General features: G+C 60.9%; 12 protein-coding genes. 9 read left to right on the top strand and 3 right to left on the bottom strand.

Going from position 1 to position 16,128, the window contains the following annotated elements; translation table 11 throughout:
* Positions 1-178 precede the first annotated feature (178 nt).
* From P2081_RS12405 to P2081_RS12385, 5 genes are all read left to right on the top strand, one after another.
* Positions 179-1,996, top strand: a complete 1,818-nt coding sequence (locus P2081_RS12405) for an acyclic terpene utilization AtuA family protein (protein WP_278923187.1) — start codon at positions 179-181, stop codon at positions 1,994-1,996.
* Between the two features lie 82 nt (positions 1,997-2,078).
* Positions 2,079-3,695: an acyl-CoA carboxylase subunit beta gene (locus P2081_RS12400; RefSeq protein WP_278923186.1), complete on the top strand. Its 1,617-nt coding sequence runs from the start codon at positions 2,079-2,081 to the stop codon at positions 3,693-3,695.
* 13 nt (positions 3,696-3,708) lie between these two features.
* Complete coding sequence (locus P2081_RS12395) at positions 3,709-5,715, top strand: acetyl/propionyl/methylcrotonyl-CoA carboxylase subunit alpha (RefSeq protein ID WP_278923185.1); 2,007 nt, start codon at positions 3,709-3,711, stop codon at positions 5,713-5,715.
* A 141-nt stretch (positions 5,716-5,856) separates the two neighbouring features.
* Positions 5,857-7,515, top strand: coding sequence for a sulfatase-like hydrolase/transferase (locus tag P2081_RS12390; protein WP_278923184.1), 1,659 nt, complete (start codon positions 5,857-5,859; stop codon positions 7,513-7,515).
* 113 nt (positions 7,516-7,628) lie between these two features.
* A complete protein-coding gene (locus P2081_RS12385; RefSeq protein ID WP_278923183.1) occupies positions 7,629-8,279 on the top strand; it encodes a GntR family transcriptional regulator in 651 nt (216 codons plus the stop codon).
* 110 nt (positions 8,280-8,389) lie between these two features.
* On the opposite strand, the gene P2081_RS12380 is transcribed toward P2081_RS12385, so the two are convergent.
* Positions 8,390-9,094: a type 1 glutamine amidotransferase gene (locus P2081_RS12380; protein ID WP_278923182.1), complete on the bottom strand. Its 705-nt coding sequence runs from the start codon at positions 9,092-9,094 to the stop codon at positions 8,390-8,392.
* A gap of 79 nt (positions 9,095-9,173) precedes the next feature.
* Here P2081_RS12380 and P2081_RS12375 point away from each other — a divergent pair, with 79 nt between their 5' ends.
* A complete protein-coding gene (locus P2081_RS12375; RefSeq protein ID WP_278923181.1) occupies positions 9,174-10,457 on the top strand; it encodes a cytochrome P450 in 1,284 nt (427 codons plus the stop codon).
* A gap of 148 nt (positions 10,458-10,605) precedes the next feature.
* Positions 10,606-11,895, top strand: coding sequence for a type I glutamate--ammonia ligase (locus P2081_RS12370; protein WP_278923180.1), 1,290 nt, complete (start codon positions 10,606-10,608; stop codon positions 11,893-11,895).
* Between the two features lie 304 nt (positions 11,896-12,199).
* Here the strand turns inward: P2081_RS12370 and P2081_RS12365 are convergent, their stop codons facing one another.
* Positions 12,200-13,555 carry an aspartate aminotransferase family protein gene (locus P2081_RS12365; protein WP_278923179.1) on the bottom strand — a complete coding sequence of 452 codons (1,356 nt, stop codon included), beginning with the start codon at positions 13,553-13,555 and terminating at the stop codon, positions 12,200-12,202.
* A 62-nt stretch (positions 13,556-13,617) separates the two neighbouring features.
* On the bottom strand, positions 13,618-14,397 hold the full coding sequence (locus tag P2081_RS12360) for an IclR family transcriptional regulator (protein WP_278923178.1): 780 nt from the start codon (positions 14,395-14,397) through the stop codon (positions 13,618-13,620).
* A gap of 173 nt (positions 14,398-14,570) precedes the next feature.
* Between P2081_RS12360 and P2081_RS12355 the strand changes: the two genes are divergently transcribed.
* Both P2081_RS12355 and P2081_RS12350 read left to right on the top strand, forming a co-directional pair.
* Positions 14,571-15,515, top strand: coding sequence for a tripartite tricarboxylate transporter substrate-binding protein (locus P2081_RS12355; RefSeq protein WP_278923177.1), 945 nt, complete (start codon positions 14,571-14,573; stop codon positions 15,513-15,515).
* A gap of 74 nt (positions 15,516-15,589) precedes the next feature.
* Complete coding sequence (locus P2081_RS12350; protein WP_278923176.1) at positions 15,590-16,120, top strand: tripartite tricarboxylate transporter TctB family protein; 531 nt, start codon at positions 15,590-15,592, stop codon at positions 16,118-16,120.
* The last annotated feature ends 8 nt before the right edge of the window (positions 16,121-16,128 follow it).

Raw genomic sequence — 16,128 nt, 5'->3', positions numbered from 1 at the left:
AAAACGTAACATTAAGATGCTATATTTGATAACTCTGTAACATGTCTGGGCTTGTGACTTAACGTCCTGAGCAGACTTTTGGATTTTTCCTTGCGCGTTGGGCGCTGTCTGCACCACGGTAAACAGAACGATCGGTCTGTTTTTGGCCGGAGCGAGACAGGATGGGAGAGAGGCGCAGATGTCACAGCAATTGCGCATTGGCGGAGCCAGTGGTTTCTGGGGTGATGCCAGCCTGGCGACACCGCAATTGCTGGCGGCTGGCGGGCTGGACTTTATCGTCTATGATTACCTGGCCGAGATCACCATGGCGATCTTGGCGCGGGCCCGGTCGCGGGATGCGACGGCGGGCTATGCCACGGATTTCATCACGTCGGCCATGGCGCCAAACCTGACCGAGATCGCCCGGCAGGGACTACGGATCATTTCTAACGCGGGCGGCGTGAACCCAGAGGCCTGCGCGGCAGCGCTGCGGGCTGAGATCAAGACGCAGGGGCAGGCCCTGCGGGTAGCGGTGATCACCGGCGATGACCTGATGGCGCAGCGCGACAAGGTCGCCGCCCGCGCTCCGGGCGATATGTTTTCTGGCGCTCCGATGCCGCCTTTGGGGCAGATTGCCAGTATCAATGCCTATCTGGGGGGCTTTCCCATTGCGCAGGCGCTGGACCGGGGGGCGGATATCGTCATCACGGGCCGCTGCGTTGACAGCGCTGTGACGTTGGGCGCGGCGATACACCACTTTGGCTGGGGGCCGCAGGATCTGGATGCCCTGGCGGGCGGCAGTCTGGCGGGCCATATTCTGGAATGTGGCCCCCAGGCCACTGGCGGCAATTTCACCGATTGGCGCGCGGTGGCGCAGGATCTGGAGAACATTGGCTATCCGATTGCCGAGATAGGCCCCGATGGCAGTTTTGATGTGACCAAACCTGCAGGCACCGGCGGTCTGGTGTCGCGCGCCACGGTGGGAGAGCAGCTGCTATATGAGATCGGCGATCCGCAGGCCTATCTCTTGCCGGATGTGGCCTGCGATTTTTCGCAGGTGCGCCTGACGCAGATTGCGCCGGACCGCTTGCGGGTGGCAGGGGCGCGCGGCACTGGCGTTCCGGCGAGCTACAAGACCTGTCTGACCTATGCGGATGGCTTTCGTACGGGGCATGTCTTCAGCTTCTACGGGTTGGAGGCCGAGGAGAAGGCGCGCCACTTTGCCGACACCGTGCTTCGGCGCTGTCGCGCGGCGCTGCGCCGGATGCAAGCGCCGGATTTCACCGATGTCAGCGTCGAGCTGCTGGGCGCGGAGAGCCAGTTTGGCGCGATGCGTCAGGCAGGCCCGCAGCGCGAGGTCGTGGCCAAGATCGCCGTGCGCCACCCAGATGCCCGCGCCGTTGCCCTGTTCCTGAAAGAGGCCACCGGGCTGGGCCTGGCGACGCCTCCGGGGCTGAGCGGCTTTGCCGGGGCGCGGCCAAAACCGACGCCGGTGCTGGCATTGTTTTCCTACCTGACGCCCAAGGATCAGGTCGCTGTGCGGGTGTCGGATGACTTTGGCGCAATTGACTATGTTGCCCAGCCCGGCCCGGCGGTTGTTGCCCCGGCTCGACCATCCCCCCCTGTGACCCCACAGGCCGACCGGCTGTGCGAGGTGCCACTGATTGATCTGGCCTGGGCGCGCAGTGGCGACAAGGGCGATATCGCCAATATCGGTGTGCTGGCCCGCGACCCCGGCCTGATGCCCTGGATCTGGGCGGCGCTGACGCCTGCGCATCTGCGGCGGGTTTTTGGCCACTTTTTACAAGAGAGCGACGCGGCAGAGCAGGCCGCGATTGAACGCTTCTACCTGCCGGAGTGCTTTGCGATGAACATAGTGCTGCATGGGGCGCTGGGTGGTGGCGGGACCTCGTCGCTGCGCAATGACCCGCAGGCCAAGGGCTATGCCCAGCTCTTGCTTGCTGCCCCGGTTTTGGTGGATGCTGATCTTCTGGAACGACTGCGGGGGCAGGGCTGATGGTGTTTGACTATCGCCTGGTGCAACAGGCCCTGCCTGCGGCTCGCCGCTCTGCTCTGGCTTATGCAATAAGGACCCTTCGATGACGGCGTTTCACAGCAAGATCAACCCCTCCAGTGACAGCTTTACCCGCAACCGCGCCGAGATGCTGGCACTGGTTGACCGGATGCGCGCCCTTGAGGCCCGCGCCGCTGCCAAATCAGAGGAACGCCGCCCGGTCTTTGACAAACGCGGCCAGCTGTCGCCGCGTGAACGCCTGGCGGCGCTGCTGGATCCGGGTCTGCCCTTTGTCGAACTCTACAATATGGCCTCTTATCTGGTGGATGACCCCGATCCAGAGAGCTCGATCCCCGGTGCCTCTATCATACTGGGGATAGGCTATGTCTCTGGGGTGCGCTGTCTGGTTTTTGTTGATGATGCGGGCATCAATGCCGGGGCGATGACGGGAAAGTCGGTGGACAAGGCGCTGGGGGCGATAGATATCGCGCTGAAGCAAAAGCTGCCCTTTGTGCATCTGGTCGAAAGCGCCGGGGCCGATCTGATGCGCTACACGGTTGAACTCTGGGCGCATGGCGGGGGCATGTTTGCCGGTCTGGCGCGGCTGTCGGCGGCGGGCAATCCGGTTATCACGGTGCTGCATGGTGCCTCAACCGCTGGTGGTGCCTATCAGCCGGGGCTATCGGACTATGTGATCGGGGTGAAGGGCAACGGCATGGCGATGCTGGCAGGGGCGGCCCTGGTACAGGCGGCAACGGGTGAAGTGGCCAGTGACGTCGAACTGGGCGGTGCCGAGATGCATGCAGAGGTCACGGGCCTGGTGGAATACCTGGCCGAAGATGATGCCCATGGGCTGGAAATTGCCCGCGATGTGGTGGCGGGTCTGGGCTGGCAAAACTGCGCTGCGCCCGCCGTCGCCTATGATCCGCCCCAATATGACAGCGAAGAGCTGGCCGGGGCCATCCCGGCGGACTACCGCAAACCCTATGACATGCGTGAACTGGCGGCGCGGCTGGTGGATGGGTCTGTGTTGCGGGATTTCAAGCCCGGCTACGGCGCGGCGCTGGTCTGCCTGCAGGCGCATATAATGGGGCAGCCAGTGGGCATTCTGGGCAACAATGGCCCGATTGACCCGGATGGTGCCACCAAGGCAACGCATTTTCTGCAACTGATGGATCAGGCGGGCACGCCAGTAATTTTCCTGGGCAATACCACCGGCTATATGGTGGGCAGCGCCTATGAGCGCGGGGGCATGATTAAACATGGCGCCAAGATGATCCAGGCGGTGACCAACCTGCGAGTGCCCAAGATTTCGCTCTATACCGGGGCCAGCTTTGGCGCGGGCAACTACGGTATGTGCGGCCATGCCTTTGGTGCCGATTTTCTGTTTACCTGGCCCAATGCCATGACGGGCGTGATGGGGGGGGCGCAGGCGGCGCTGACCATGGAACAGGTGGCGCGCCGCACCGCCGAGCGCAAAGGCGTCGCGGTGGATGAAGCCCGCCTGGCCAAGCAGCGCGCGGGTATCACCGCCCATTTTGATGGCCAGTCGGATGCGTTTTTCACTTCGGGGCGGATGCTGGATATGGGGATGATCGACCCACGCGACAGTCGGGCGGTCATCGGCTTTTGTCTGGCCACCTGCCAAGAGGCGCGCCGCCGTGATCTGAACCCCAATGCCTTTGGCGTTGGGCGGGCCTGAGGGGGGCGCAGTTATGACAGATTTCACATCAATCCTGGTGGCCAACCGGGGGGAAATTGCCCTGCGCATCATGCGGACCGCGCGCCAGCTGGGGCTGACCTGCATTGCAATCTATACCGAGGCCGATGCCGATGCCCCGCATGTGGCGTTTGCCGATCGGGCGATCTGCATTGGCGCTGGGCCGGTGGCGGATAGCTATCTCGATATGGGCAAAATCCTGCAGGCTGCGCAGGACAGCGGTGCAGAGGCGCTGCATCCCGGTTATGGGTTCCTGTCGGAAAATGCCGATTTCGCCGCCGCCTGCTGCAAGGCCGGGTTGGTCTTTATTGGCCCCAGCGCCACTGCCATTGCACTGATGGGCAACAAGGCAGAAGCCAAGCGGCAGATGGCCAAGGCCGAGGTCCCCTGCCTGCCGGGCTATGAGGGGGCGGACCAGTCGCTGGGTCGGCTGCAGGCAGAGGCGGTGGCGATTGGCTATCCGGTGATGATCAAGGCAGCAGCCGGGGGCGGCGGTCGGGGCATGCGTCTGGTGCGAGACCCCGCTGAGTTTGCCGCAGCGCTGGAACTGGCCAAAAGCGAGGCCCTGTCTGGATTTGGCTCGGATGAGATGATCCTGGAAAAGGCCCTGCTGCGGCCGCGCCATGTAGAGGTGCAGATCTTTGCCGATGCCACCGGCCATACCATCCACCTGGCAGAGCGGGACTGTTCCGTGCAGCGCCGCCACCAGAAGGTAGTCGAAGAGGCCCCCTGTCCGGTGGTGACACCTGCACTGCGTGCAAAGATGGGGGCAGCCGCCGTCGCGGCGGCACGGGCCATTGGCTATCTGGGGGCGGGGACGGTTGAATTCTTGCTGGATGACAGTGGTGATTTCTACTTTCTTGAAATGAACACTCGCCTGCAGGTGGAACATCCGGTTACGGAAATGATCACCGGGCTGGATCTGGTGGCGCTGCAGGTCAGCGTGGCCAGGGGGCAGGCTCTGGGCTTGCAGCAAGACGAGATTACCCTGAACGGCCATGCCATCGAGGTGCGGCTTTATGCTGAAGATCCGGCGCAGGGGTTCTTGCCGCAATCCGGGCGGGTTCGTGACTGGCAACCGCCGGTGGGGCCGGGGATCCGGGTGGATTCCGGGATCCGCGCGGGGCAAGAGGTCAGCGCCTTTTATGACCCTATGCTGGCCAAGGTGGTCGCCCATGGTGCGACGCGGGATCAGGCGTTGCAGCGGTTGGTGGCTGCCCTGCGCCAGACGGTGCTGTTCGGGCCTGCCTGCAATCGTGATTTCCTGCTTGCGGTGCTGTCGCATGAGGCCTTCGTCGGCGGCAGGGCGACAACGGGCTTTATTGTGGATCATTTCGACCCGCTGCCGCCAGTGCAAAACCTCAGTGCGGATCTGGCGCTGGCGGCTGCGCTTATCTATCAGACCGAACGGGCGCGACGGGCCGAGCAGACCCAGACGCCGACCGAGCTGATAGGCTGGTCCAGCCAGGGGCGCGATCTGGGCGGCTTGCAGATGCGCATGCTGCTAGAGGTGGCAGGGACTGGCAGCGCCCCGGTGCTGGCTTTGCTGCGCCAAAGCGGCACGGGCATTGAAATCAATCTGGGCGGCACCGGGCATTTTGTGCAGGGCGATACCGGGCACAACGCGCCCCTGCGCGTGGATGGCAATTTGGTTGATCTTCGATGCCACCAGCTGATCGGGCAGGATTTGTTTCTGGCCACGGGGGATCGCCTGTTGCAGGTGACGCGGCTGCGCGCGGGCAGGTCGGCCCAAGCGGCGGCAGGCGGCGGGGCGCATCAGGCGCCAATGCCGGGCAATCTGCGCGCGCTGCATGTCGCGGCGGGGGATGTGGTCGTCTTAGGGCAATCCTTGGCGGTGCTGGAGGCAATGAAGATGCAGCACGAAATTCTGGCGGATGTCGCGGGCACCGTGACCCAGATTGCCTGTGCGGTTGGCGGTCAGGTCAAGGCCGGGGATCTCTTGGTTGAAATCCAGCCGGATATCACCGGCGAGGGGCCGTAAACCCGCGCGGGACATCACACAGAACTGAGACAATCGCGCGGGCAATCCGGCGGCGGAATAGGGGCATATGATTTTTGTTTTGGCCTCGCCTTTTTGCTTCACCTGTTCAATAGTTGTGACATAGGCAAGAGGAGGCCCGCGATGAACATTCTCTATATTATGTTTGACCAGCTGCGGTTTGACTACCTGAGCTGCGCAGGCCATCCGCATCTGCAGACCCCGCATATTGACGCCATGGCGGCCAAGGGCGTGCGCTTTACCCGCGCCTATGTGCAATCGCCCACCTGCGGGTCTTCGCGCATGTCGAGCTATACCGGGCGCTATCCGTCCAGCCACGGAGTGCAGTTCAATTCCTACCCCCTGAAGGTTGGCGAATGGACCATGGGGGACCATCTGCGCAACATCGGCATGAGCTGCAGCCTGATCGGCAAGACCCATATGGTGGCGGATGCCGTGGGAATGGAACGGCTGGGCCTGGCACCGGACAGCGTGATCGGGGTACGGCAAAGCGAATGCGGGTTTGACCCCTATGTGCGCGATGATGGGCTCTGGGCAGAGGGGGTGGCGGGATTTTATGACCCCAAGCGCAGCCCCTATAACGAATATCTGAAACAGCGGGGCTATCCCGGCGACAACCCCTGGAATGATTTTGCCAATGCCGGCATCACGCCGGGCGCGGCGGGGGATGAGCTTGCCTCGGGGTGGTTCATGGTCAATGCCGACAAGCCGGCAAATATTGCCGAAGAGGATAGCGAAACGCCCTGGCTGACCAGCAAGGCGATAGAGTTCATGGAAGACCAGCGCGCCAACGGGACCGGGCCCTGGTGCGCGCATCTGAGCTATATCAAACCGCATTGGCCCTATATTGTTCCCGCCCCCTATCATGACATGTATGGCCCCGAGGATGTGCTGCCGGCCGTGCGCTCTGAGGCCGAGCGCGAGGGGGCACATCCGGTTTTTTCTGGTATGATGAACAATCCGATCGGCAAAAGTTTCAGCCGCGAAGAGGTGCGCCGGAAGGTGATCCCAGCCTATATGGGGCTGATCAAACAGGCGGATGATCAAATGGGCAGGCTGTTTGCCTATCTGGAAGAAACCGGACGGATGCGTGACACCATGGTGGTGATTACGTCGGATCACGGCGATTATCTGGGCGATCACTGGCTGGGCGAAAAGAACCTTTTCCACGAGCCTTCGATCAAGGTGCCGCTGATTGTCTATGATCCGCGTGCCGCCGCCGATGTGACGCGGGGCAGTACCTGTGACGCCCTGGTTGAAGCCATTGATCTTGCGCCAACCTTTCTCGATTTTGCCGGTGGGGCACCGTTGGGGCATATCCTGGAGGGGCATTCGCTGGTGCCCTGGCTGCATGGGGCCGAGCCGGACTGGCGTGACCATGCGGTGGCAGAGTTCGACTATTCCACCATGCCGCTCTGTGCCAAGCTTGGGTTGCAGCCGAAAGATGCCCGGCTGTTCATGGTGACCGATGCGCGCTGGAAATTCATGCATGCCGAAGGCGGGCTGCCGCCGATGTTGTTTGATCTGCAGGAAGACCCCGATGAACTGGTCGATTTGGGGCAAAGCCCGCAGCACGATGATGTCATCTCACTGATGTATGATCGCTTGCGGCATTGGGGACTGCGTATGTCGCAGCGCACCACCATTTCCGATGATCAGATCGAAGCCGGGCGCGGACAGTCTGCGGCAAAGGGGATCTTGCTTGGGGTGTATGAGGCCGACGAGGTCGCGCCCGAGTTGACCCGGAACATTCGTGGCCCGGTTCCGCATCGCAGCAGCTAAAGACGCCCGATATGACAGGCAACGTTGCCCCTCCGGGTGCTTTGTTGCCATGGTCGGTGCGGGGCCTTAATGTGCGGGCGAATTTGGCAACAGACAAGACAGGATGCTGGGCAGTGGCAGGGCAGACCGAAGGGCTATTGAACGCGATCCTTGAGGATATCGATGCAGGGGCGCTTAATCCTGGCGACCTGCTGGATGAGGCGGGGCTGGCCGCGCGTCATAACGTGTCTCGTACCCCAATCCGCGAAGCCCTGATCCAGCTGGAAGCGGCGGGTCTGATCCGGCGCCAGCCGCGCAAGGGGGCGGTGCTGTTCAAGCCGACACTGGAAGAGTTTCTGGCGATCCTTGAAGTGCACGCAAGCCTGGAGGGCCAGGCGGCAGGGCTGGCTGCGCGGCGCATGCCCCCCGATCAGGCCCGGGCGCTGGAACAGGCAGTGCGGGCCTGTGAAACCCATGCGGACAGAAAGGGCGATGGCGATCCCAATGGCTATTACCAGCTGAACCTGCAGTTTCATGCGGCAGTGGCCATGGGGGCGGGCAATCCGTTTCTGTTGGAGATGATCAAGACCAATGCGCGCAAGCTGATGGCCTATTATCGGGCGCGCTATCAGTATCCGGGGTCGATTGCGCAATCTGCCCGCGAACATCGCGAGATTGCCGAGCTGATATTTGCCCATGACCGCAGTGCGGCGCGGGCCAAGATGGCAGAGCATGTGCAGTTTGATCAGGTCACGGTGATGGATCTATTGGCGGCGCTTGGCTAGGCGGCAGTCACGTAGGCGCGTTGCGCCGTTTCTAGGCCTCCGGCGGAGGTATTTAGGGTAAGATGAAATCTGCCGGGGCCGTGGCGTGGGTCGCCGCGCGGCCGATCTGGTCAAACAGCTTCGTCAAAAAACTGGGCCAGGCTCTGTGCGAAGAGCCCCTGATCTGCCTGTTGGCGCAGGCTGTCCTTGGCCTGGGCGTAGGCGGCGGTGCCAAGGCTGGGGCGCATTTCTTCGGTCAGGGCGGTGATGAAATCATGGCTCATCTCGGGGTGGTGTTGGCTGGTCCAGATATGGTTGCCTATGCAAAACCCTGCATTCAGCCCTCTGCTTTTTGCGGTTTCAATTGCATCGTCGGGCAGCCGGGCGACATATTCGCTGTGAGAGCCGTAGAGGGCAAAATCTGCGGGAAGCTTTCGTGCCCAGGCGGGGCGGGTCTGCATATGATTCCGGATGAGCCCATGTACCCAGCCATCGGGGTTTTGCGCCACCTGGCCGCCAAGCGCCAGCGCGATGGCCTGATGGCCAAAGCAGGCACCGAACAGAGGCAGCTTTTGTGCGTGCATGTTCTGTATCAATGTCAGGAGTGGATCGATCCAAGGCAGGCCGCTACGGGTTGAGGCGGGGCTGCCTGTGATCATCACGCCATCAAACGCCTGCAGATCTGCCGGAAAATCGCCGGCATGAATTTGAAAGGCGCTGCAGAGCCAATCCGGGCGCGCCATTTGAATGAGATGGGTGAACTTCTCTTCATCAAGGGGGTGCTTTGCGGCAAAGCTGCTCTTGTCAGTATTCGTAACCAGAATGGCTAAGTGCATGAAATTTCTCATTAGATTTATATTTACATATTTATGATCCCCAATAGTATACATAATAGAGATATTCGGGAAGCCCAATATGACCATCTGGACACCACAGGACGACGGCTATGCTGATCTCAGCAGTCATGACAGTTTTGCCCATGGCGCGCCGCACAACACCTTTGCCCGGCTGCGGCGCCACGATCCGATACATTGGACCCAGTATCCTGGCGGGGAAAATTTCTGGTCGGTGACCCGTTATGAGGACATCACCCGGATGAACAAGAACACGGAGGTATTTTCCTCGGCGCGCGGGATCCGCATGGAGGATCAGAGCTATGAGGAATATCTGGCGCGGCGGACCTTTCAGGAAACCGATCCGCCAGAACATTCGCAGGTGCGCATGAAGCTGATGAAGGCGTTTTCCAAGACCAGCATGGCGCAGTATGAGCAGGAAATTCGCGATATCTGCGCCGAAATACTGGATCCGGTTCTGGAACTGGGGGAGTTTGATGCCACCAAGCAGATTGCCCGCACCCTGCCGATGCGGATGCTGGGGCGGGTGGTTGGTCTGCCCGAGACCGATTTGCCCTGGTTGGTGGAAAAAGGCGACGCGCTGATTGCCAATACAGATCCGGATTTCACGGCCCATGTGATGGACAAGCTGGAAACCGACGCGTTTCGGTTAATGCCTTTCAATTCCCCGGCCGGGGCGGAGCTGTATCTTTACGCCAAACAGTTGATGGCCGACAAAGCCAAAGCGGGCGATACCGCCGGTGTGCTGAACATGATCCTGCAGCCGGCCAAGGATGGCTCGGTCATTTCCGAGACGGAGTTTCGTAACTTTTTCTGTCTCTTGGTGGCGGCGGGCAATGACACCACGCGCTATTCCATTGCGGCGGGCATACAGGCGCTGTGTCACCAGCCCGAGCTGTTGGCGCAGATGCAGGCGGGGGGTGCCATCTGGGATACGGCAGCGGATGAGATCATTCGCTGGGCCACCCCGGCAATCTATTTTCGTCGCACCGCAACACGCGATATCAAGGTGCACGACAAGCTGATCCGCGAAGGGGATAAGGTGCTGTATTGGTTTGCTTCGGCCAATCGGGATGACAGCTATTTTGACGATCCTTTTCGGGTCAACCTGATGCGCAGCCCCAACCGGCATCTTTCTTTTGGCCAGTTTGGCCCGCATGTCTGCCTGGGCATGTGGTTGGCGAGGCTGGAGGTGACGGTGCTGTTTCAAGAACTGGCCAAGCGCATCAGCCACATCGAGGCTGCCGGACCGCATAAGTTTCTGCGATCAAATTTTGTCGGCGGCATAAAAGAGCTGCCGGTGCGTGTGACACGGTGCTCGCGCCGCATCTACCAGGATGGGTGATAATAATCGTCCCCGCGTGACACTAAATATGTTAAGTAATGCCATGTTTCTGAAACCGGAGCTGCTTTTTGTTCCAAGAAGACGACAAGCTGAAAGAGATTAGACACAGCCACCTCTGCAGATTGACCAACCTGGAAGGATCAATGCCATGAAGACCCGCTTGCGCGCGATGTTCTGCGACCACCTTAGCATCATGCGGGGGAAGTATCTGCCAGCGGCCAAAATTGGCAATGATGACACCCGGTTTTGCCGTTCAGTTTTTGGCACACACTATGATCGCGATCTGTTGGATGCGCCGGGGGCGATGGTCAAACAGGGCATGCCGGATATGGAGCTGCGCTGGCAGCATGACGATATTCGCAACAGCTGGCATGCCAATACCAATGTCGTGCTGGGCGATTTGTTTGATGTAGATGGGGTGCCGTTGTCCCTGTGCCCGCGCGGGGCGCTGAAGCGGGCTGTTGCGGGCTGGCAGGCGCGCGGCCTGCAGCCCAAGGTGGGTATCGAGCTGGAAGCCTATGCGCTGCAGGCGGATGAGCGAGGCCGCTTGATGCCCTATGACGCGCCGGGGGGCGTGGTCTACGGTACCGGGCCATTTGCCGATCCGTTGCGCTTTAACGACCGGATTTGGGCGATGGCGGATGAGATGGGTTTTTCGCTGGATATGATCACGGCGGAGTTTGACTCGCCGCAGTTTGAATACACCCTGACCTTTGATGATGCGGTGAAGGCAGTGGACGATATCGTGCTGTTCCGTCTGATGGCGCGAGAGATCGCGCTGGAATATGGGATCGTCCTGACCTTCATGCCCAAGCCCGTGCCCGAGGCCGGCGGCTCTGGTATGCATATCAACTATTCCTTCGTGAACGAGGTGGGCGGCAATGCGCTGTCCTCGGGGCCGCGCGGCGGGCCAGAGCATATGAACGATCTGGCGCGGGGCTGCCTGGCGGGTGTCGTGCATCACCATAAGGGGCTGGCGGGGCTGATCGCGCCCACCGCCAACAGCTATATGCGACTGCAGCCGGGGTCTCTGTCGGGGTATTGGCAGAATTGGGGGGGGGATCATCGCAATGTCACCACTCGGATCAGCTCTGAAGGGGGGAGCAAGGCGCGGCTGGAGCATCGCATGGCGGATGCGTCTGCCAATCCATATACTGCGGTTGCTGCGGTATTGCAGGCCTCTTTGTTGGGGGTGGAGCAAGGCTATGCACTGCCTGCGATGGAGACAGGAGATGGTTTTGATCGGACGGATGCGCGCGACGGCACAGCGATTGACCTGAAAGGCGCGGTGGCTGATTTGGAGCGCGACCATGCTCTGTGCGAGGCGGTGGGGAGCGATCTGGTTGCCAACCACGTCTTTATGAAGCGCAAGGAAGCGCGCAAGACCCGCGATCTGGAGGGCGATGGGATGCGCGATTTCTATGTGCATTTCGTTTGACTTTCTGACCCCAGGTCAAGCCGCTGTTCAAGACGGCAAGCGATACCGGTGGATGCTGCGATAGCGCCGCCTCTGCCATATCACGGTGCCGCGCCGCGTGAGCGGCGCTATGAGAGGCAGCGGGCCCGAAGCATATGCTTCGGGCCCGCCATGGTATCCGGTGGCAGCCTCCCTTCGGTCGGCTGCGGTTGCGTCCTGGGCCGGTGCTTGGGCCATTTGCCTGCGCTATCGTGTGGGTTGCTGGCGTGATAGCGGCTGCATTTGGCCGGGGCAAATCGCTGCCCGCGCCAAATTCAGTCTTTGATCAACTGACCGCAGCAAAACCCGCGTCGAGAGCAGCAAGGATGCCGGTGACGTCCTGCGTACTAAGGACCAGGGGGGGCGACAGGATGATATTGGGGCCAGAGACCCGCACCATGGCACCGTTCTGATAGGTGACCTCCTGCAGCCTGGCGAGGGTCTTTTTGTCGGCGGCCGATTTGGTGTCGCGATCTGCGACCAGCTCCATTGCGCACATCAGCCCGTGGCCACCGCGCACATCGCCAATCAGCGGGTATTTTTGTTGCAGGGCCTGTAGCCCTTGGTGCAGCTCCTGCCCACGAGCGGCGGCGTTTTCTGGCACATTCAGGCGCTGGGTTTCCTGCAGGCAGGCCAGGGCTGCGGCCGCGCCCACGGGGTGGCCGGAATAGGTGTAGCCATGGCCAATAGCGGCGCGGCCTGTTTCGTCCTGTTCAAACACTTCGGCCACCTGATCCGCGATCATCACCGCGCCAAAGGGGAAATAGCCATTGGTGATCGCCTTGGCGGTACACATGAAATCTGGCTGCACCCCCCAGTGGCGCGATCCGCTCCAGGATCCGGTGCGGCCAAAGGCGGTGATCACCTCATCCGCGATCAACAGGATGCCATATTTGTCGCAAATTTCACGCACGCCGGGCATGAAGCTTGCATGGGGGGGGATCACCCCGCCGGCGCCCAGGATTGGCTCCATGATGAAGGCGGCGATGGTGCCAGCCCCCTGAAAGGCGATCTCGTCCTCCAGCGCTTGCAGGCAGAGCTGGGCCAGGCGCTCGGGGTCGCTTTCGTTGAAGGGATTGCGGTAGGTATAGGGCGCGGGGATGTGATGGCAGCCCGGCAAGAGTGGTTCATACTGGGTGCGGAAGTTGGCATTGCCATTGACCGAAGCCCCGCCCATGTGGGTGCCGTGGTAGCCCTTTTTCAGGCTGAGGAATTTGGTGCGCGCAGCCTCGCTGCGGATCTTGTGATACTGCCGCGCCAGGCGCAGGGCGGTTTCGACGGAATCAGATCCCCCCGAGGTAAAGAATGCCCGGCTGAGCCCATCCGGGGCAAAGAAGGTGCGCAACTCTTCCGCCAGTTGGATCACCTGATCATTGCTGGTGCCGCGAAAGGTTGAATAATAGGGCAGCACATCCAGCTGCGCGGCGATGGCATCTTTGACGGGCTGGCAGGAAAACCCAAGGTTGACGTTCCACAGCCCCCCCACTGCGTCAATGACTTCGTGGCCATCGACGTCGCGGATCCGCACACCGCTGGCCCCGGTGATGATCGTTGGCGGATTGGCTAGGCTGTCGGCTGGATGCGCCATCGGATGCCATAGCGATTTTGCATTGTGTTCTTTGAGGAAATTGGAATCTTTCATCTGGTAAACTCCTGATCAGGTCCGGAGAGGACCGGGGGTATCTTGAAGGAAAAACGGCAGGATCACGGGGCAGCGCACTGGGGGTAATCCGCGGGCGGGCGGCCCCCGATACGATGGGTTAGGGCAGCCCCTGCGCGCCGTAGGGCGGCGCGAATGATGTCTTGTTGCGCGGCAGGCATGCGGGCGGCGGGGGCGGCCACCGCCAGTGCCCCAATGGCGCGATGGTCGGCACCAAAAATCGGCACCGCATGGGAATGCACTTCCAGCTCAAAGCTGCCCAGCGTATCGGCCAGACCGGTCTGGCGGATCTGTTCCAGTTTGCTGCGGATGAGATCGGGGTCGACCAGCGTTTTGCTTGTGTGGCTTTTCAGGGGTTGCGACAGAATGCTGTCGACAAACTGCGGATCGGCATAGGCCAGGATCGCCAGCCCAGAACTGGTGGCATGATAGGTCACCGTCTGGGCATCCTCCATGGTGACCTTGGTTGCATGGCGCGGCGAATAGGCATGGCTGAGGGTCTGCACCCAGCTGTCATGTCCCAGCGACACATGGGTGGTTTCGCCGGTTTCATCGCTCAGCTCGCGCAGGATCCGGCGTGAAACGGATAGAATAGGCGTCGAGGCCTCGCGCAGGGCGGCCAGGTGCAAAACCTGCGGTCCCAGCCGATAGGCGCGGTCGCCTTCTCCCTGCTCAACGAATCCTGCCGCCTGCAACTCGCCCATGAGGCGATAGACCGTAGCCTTGTTCATGCTTGACAGGCGGGTGAGGTCGCTCAACCCGATTTCGGGCCGGTCAGGGGCAAAAAAACTTAACAATGACAGGGCTTTGGTGACAGTTCCCATGCGCTGATCCGGTCTCCATCTGGGTGAATACAGGGCATTGGTTCGCAAAAACAAACACCCAAGATGTTATTTTGTTGACAGATAAGCGGGTGGACTGTCAATCTAAATTCAAACCGATGGTTCAAATAATGAACCGCACCCGCTGAAACCTCAGCACCAACCGGGAGAGTAAAATGCAATTGACCAATCTTGTGAAAGGGGCCGCTGCAGCGGCAGCTCTGGGCCTGAGCGCAGTGGCTGCGCAGGCGGAATACCCAGAAAAACCAGTGAGCTTTATCGTGCCCTGGCCACCTGGCGATCTGGAGGATGTGCTGACGCGGATGATTGCCGATGATTTTGAGGCCGAATATGGCGTGGCGGCTGCCGTTGTGAACAAGCCCGGCGGCGGTGGTGGGCCGTTCCCCGGCGCAATCGAAGTGGCCAATGCCCCGGCCGATGGGTACACGGTTGGCTCTTTTGTCATCGGCGTGCCGGTCATGGGCCATCAGATCGACATCGCGCCGTTGACGCCGGCCAAGTTTGACCCGCTGGGGATCTTCCTCACCTATCCCTTTGTCATCGCCACCTCGGCTGATGCGCCATATTCAACGATGGAAGAGCTGACCGCCTACGCCAAGGAAAATGACGTGGCGCTGGGCCATTTTGGTGATGTGCTGACGCCAACCCAGGTAACCAAGGCCTTTGCCAAGAACGCCGGGTTCAACTGGGGATCGGACGCCGCATTTGATGCGCTGGATTGCAATACGCTGGCTTCGGGGGATGCGGATGTCATCAATACGACATTGCAGTTGATCCTGCCCTGTCTGGACCAGGTCAAAGTGCTGGTCTCGATCACCGATGAACGCATTCCGCTGGTTCCCGATGCTCCCGCCATCGGAGAGCTGGATGCAGGTCTGAACATTGCCCTGTGGAACGGCTTGTTTGTGTCAAAGGATACGCCGCAGGATGTGCGCGACAAGATCATCGTGGTGGCCGAAAAGACCATGCTGAGTGATCGTGCCCAGGCCGTGGCCGATGAGACCGGTGCCTTGGTTTACTGGCAGGACGCGGATCAAAGTGCCAGCCGCGTGGCCGCCGATATTGCCACCATGGCCAAAATCAGTGCTCTGCTCGACTAGCCAAGCCAAATATCCTGCCGGGGCCTGCTGTGGCCCCGGTTTCTGTTTCTGCGCAAAGCAAAAAAGATCCCTCAATGACAACGGAACGAGAACGCCGCTTTGTCGGCCCCCGACGCGGCCAATTGATTTTTGCCCTGGTGTTTCTGACCCTTTCGGTGCTGCTCTTAGCGCTGATCGGAGAGCAAACCGCTTGGGTCAAAAAGACCCAGCTCTTTGCCCAGCCACGGTTCTGGCCTGCGATCAGCCTTGGTGGCATGGTGCTTCTGGGCGGCTTGCATGTCTACGCCCTGCCGTGGCGCCGCACCTCACGCTATGATCTGTGGGAAGCTAGGCTATGGGGGCGCAGCTTGGAATTTGCGTTTTGGTTCATGGGCTACGTGCTTTTGGTGCCGCTAGTTGGCTACCTACCTGTGACCCTGGTCTTTGTGCCGCTGCTGGCGCGCCGCATGGGTTATCGCGGTGGCTGGATGCTGGGCATCTCCCTCGGTTTTGCGGTTGCGGTTGTGGTGGTGTTCAAGGCGGTTCTGGGCGTGCGAATTCCCGGTGCGCTGCTCTATGATTACCTGCCTGCTGGCCTGCGCAGTTTCTTCATTCTGTATCTCTAAACTCTGGG

Source organism: Pseudophaeobacter profundi (genome assembly GCF_029697505.1).
GTDB lineage: Bacteria > Pseudomonadota > Alphaproteobacteria > Rhodobacterales > Rhodobacteraceae > Pseudophaeobacter > Pseudophaeobacter profundi.
Note: the sequence above shows the minus strand (reverse complement) of the source record. Positions and strands in the feature narration are given on the sequence as shown.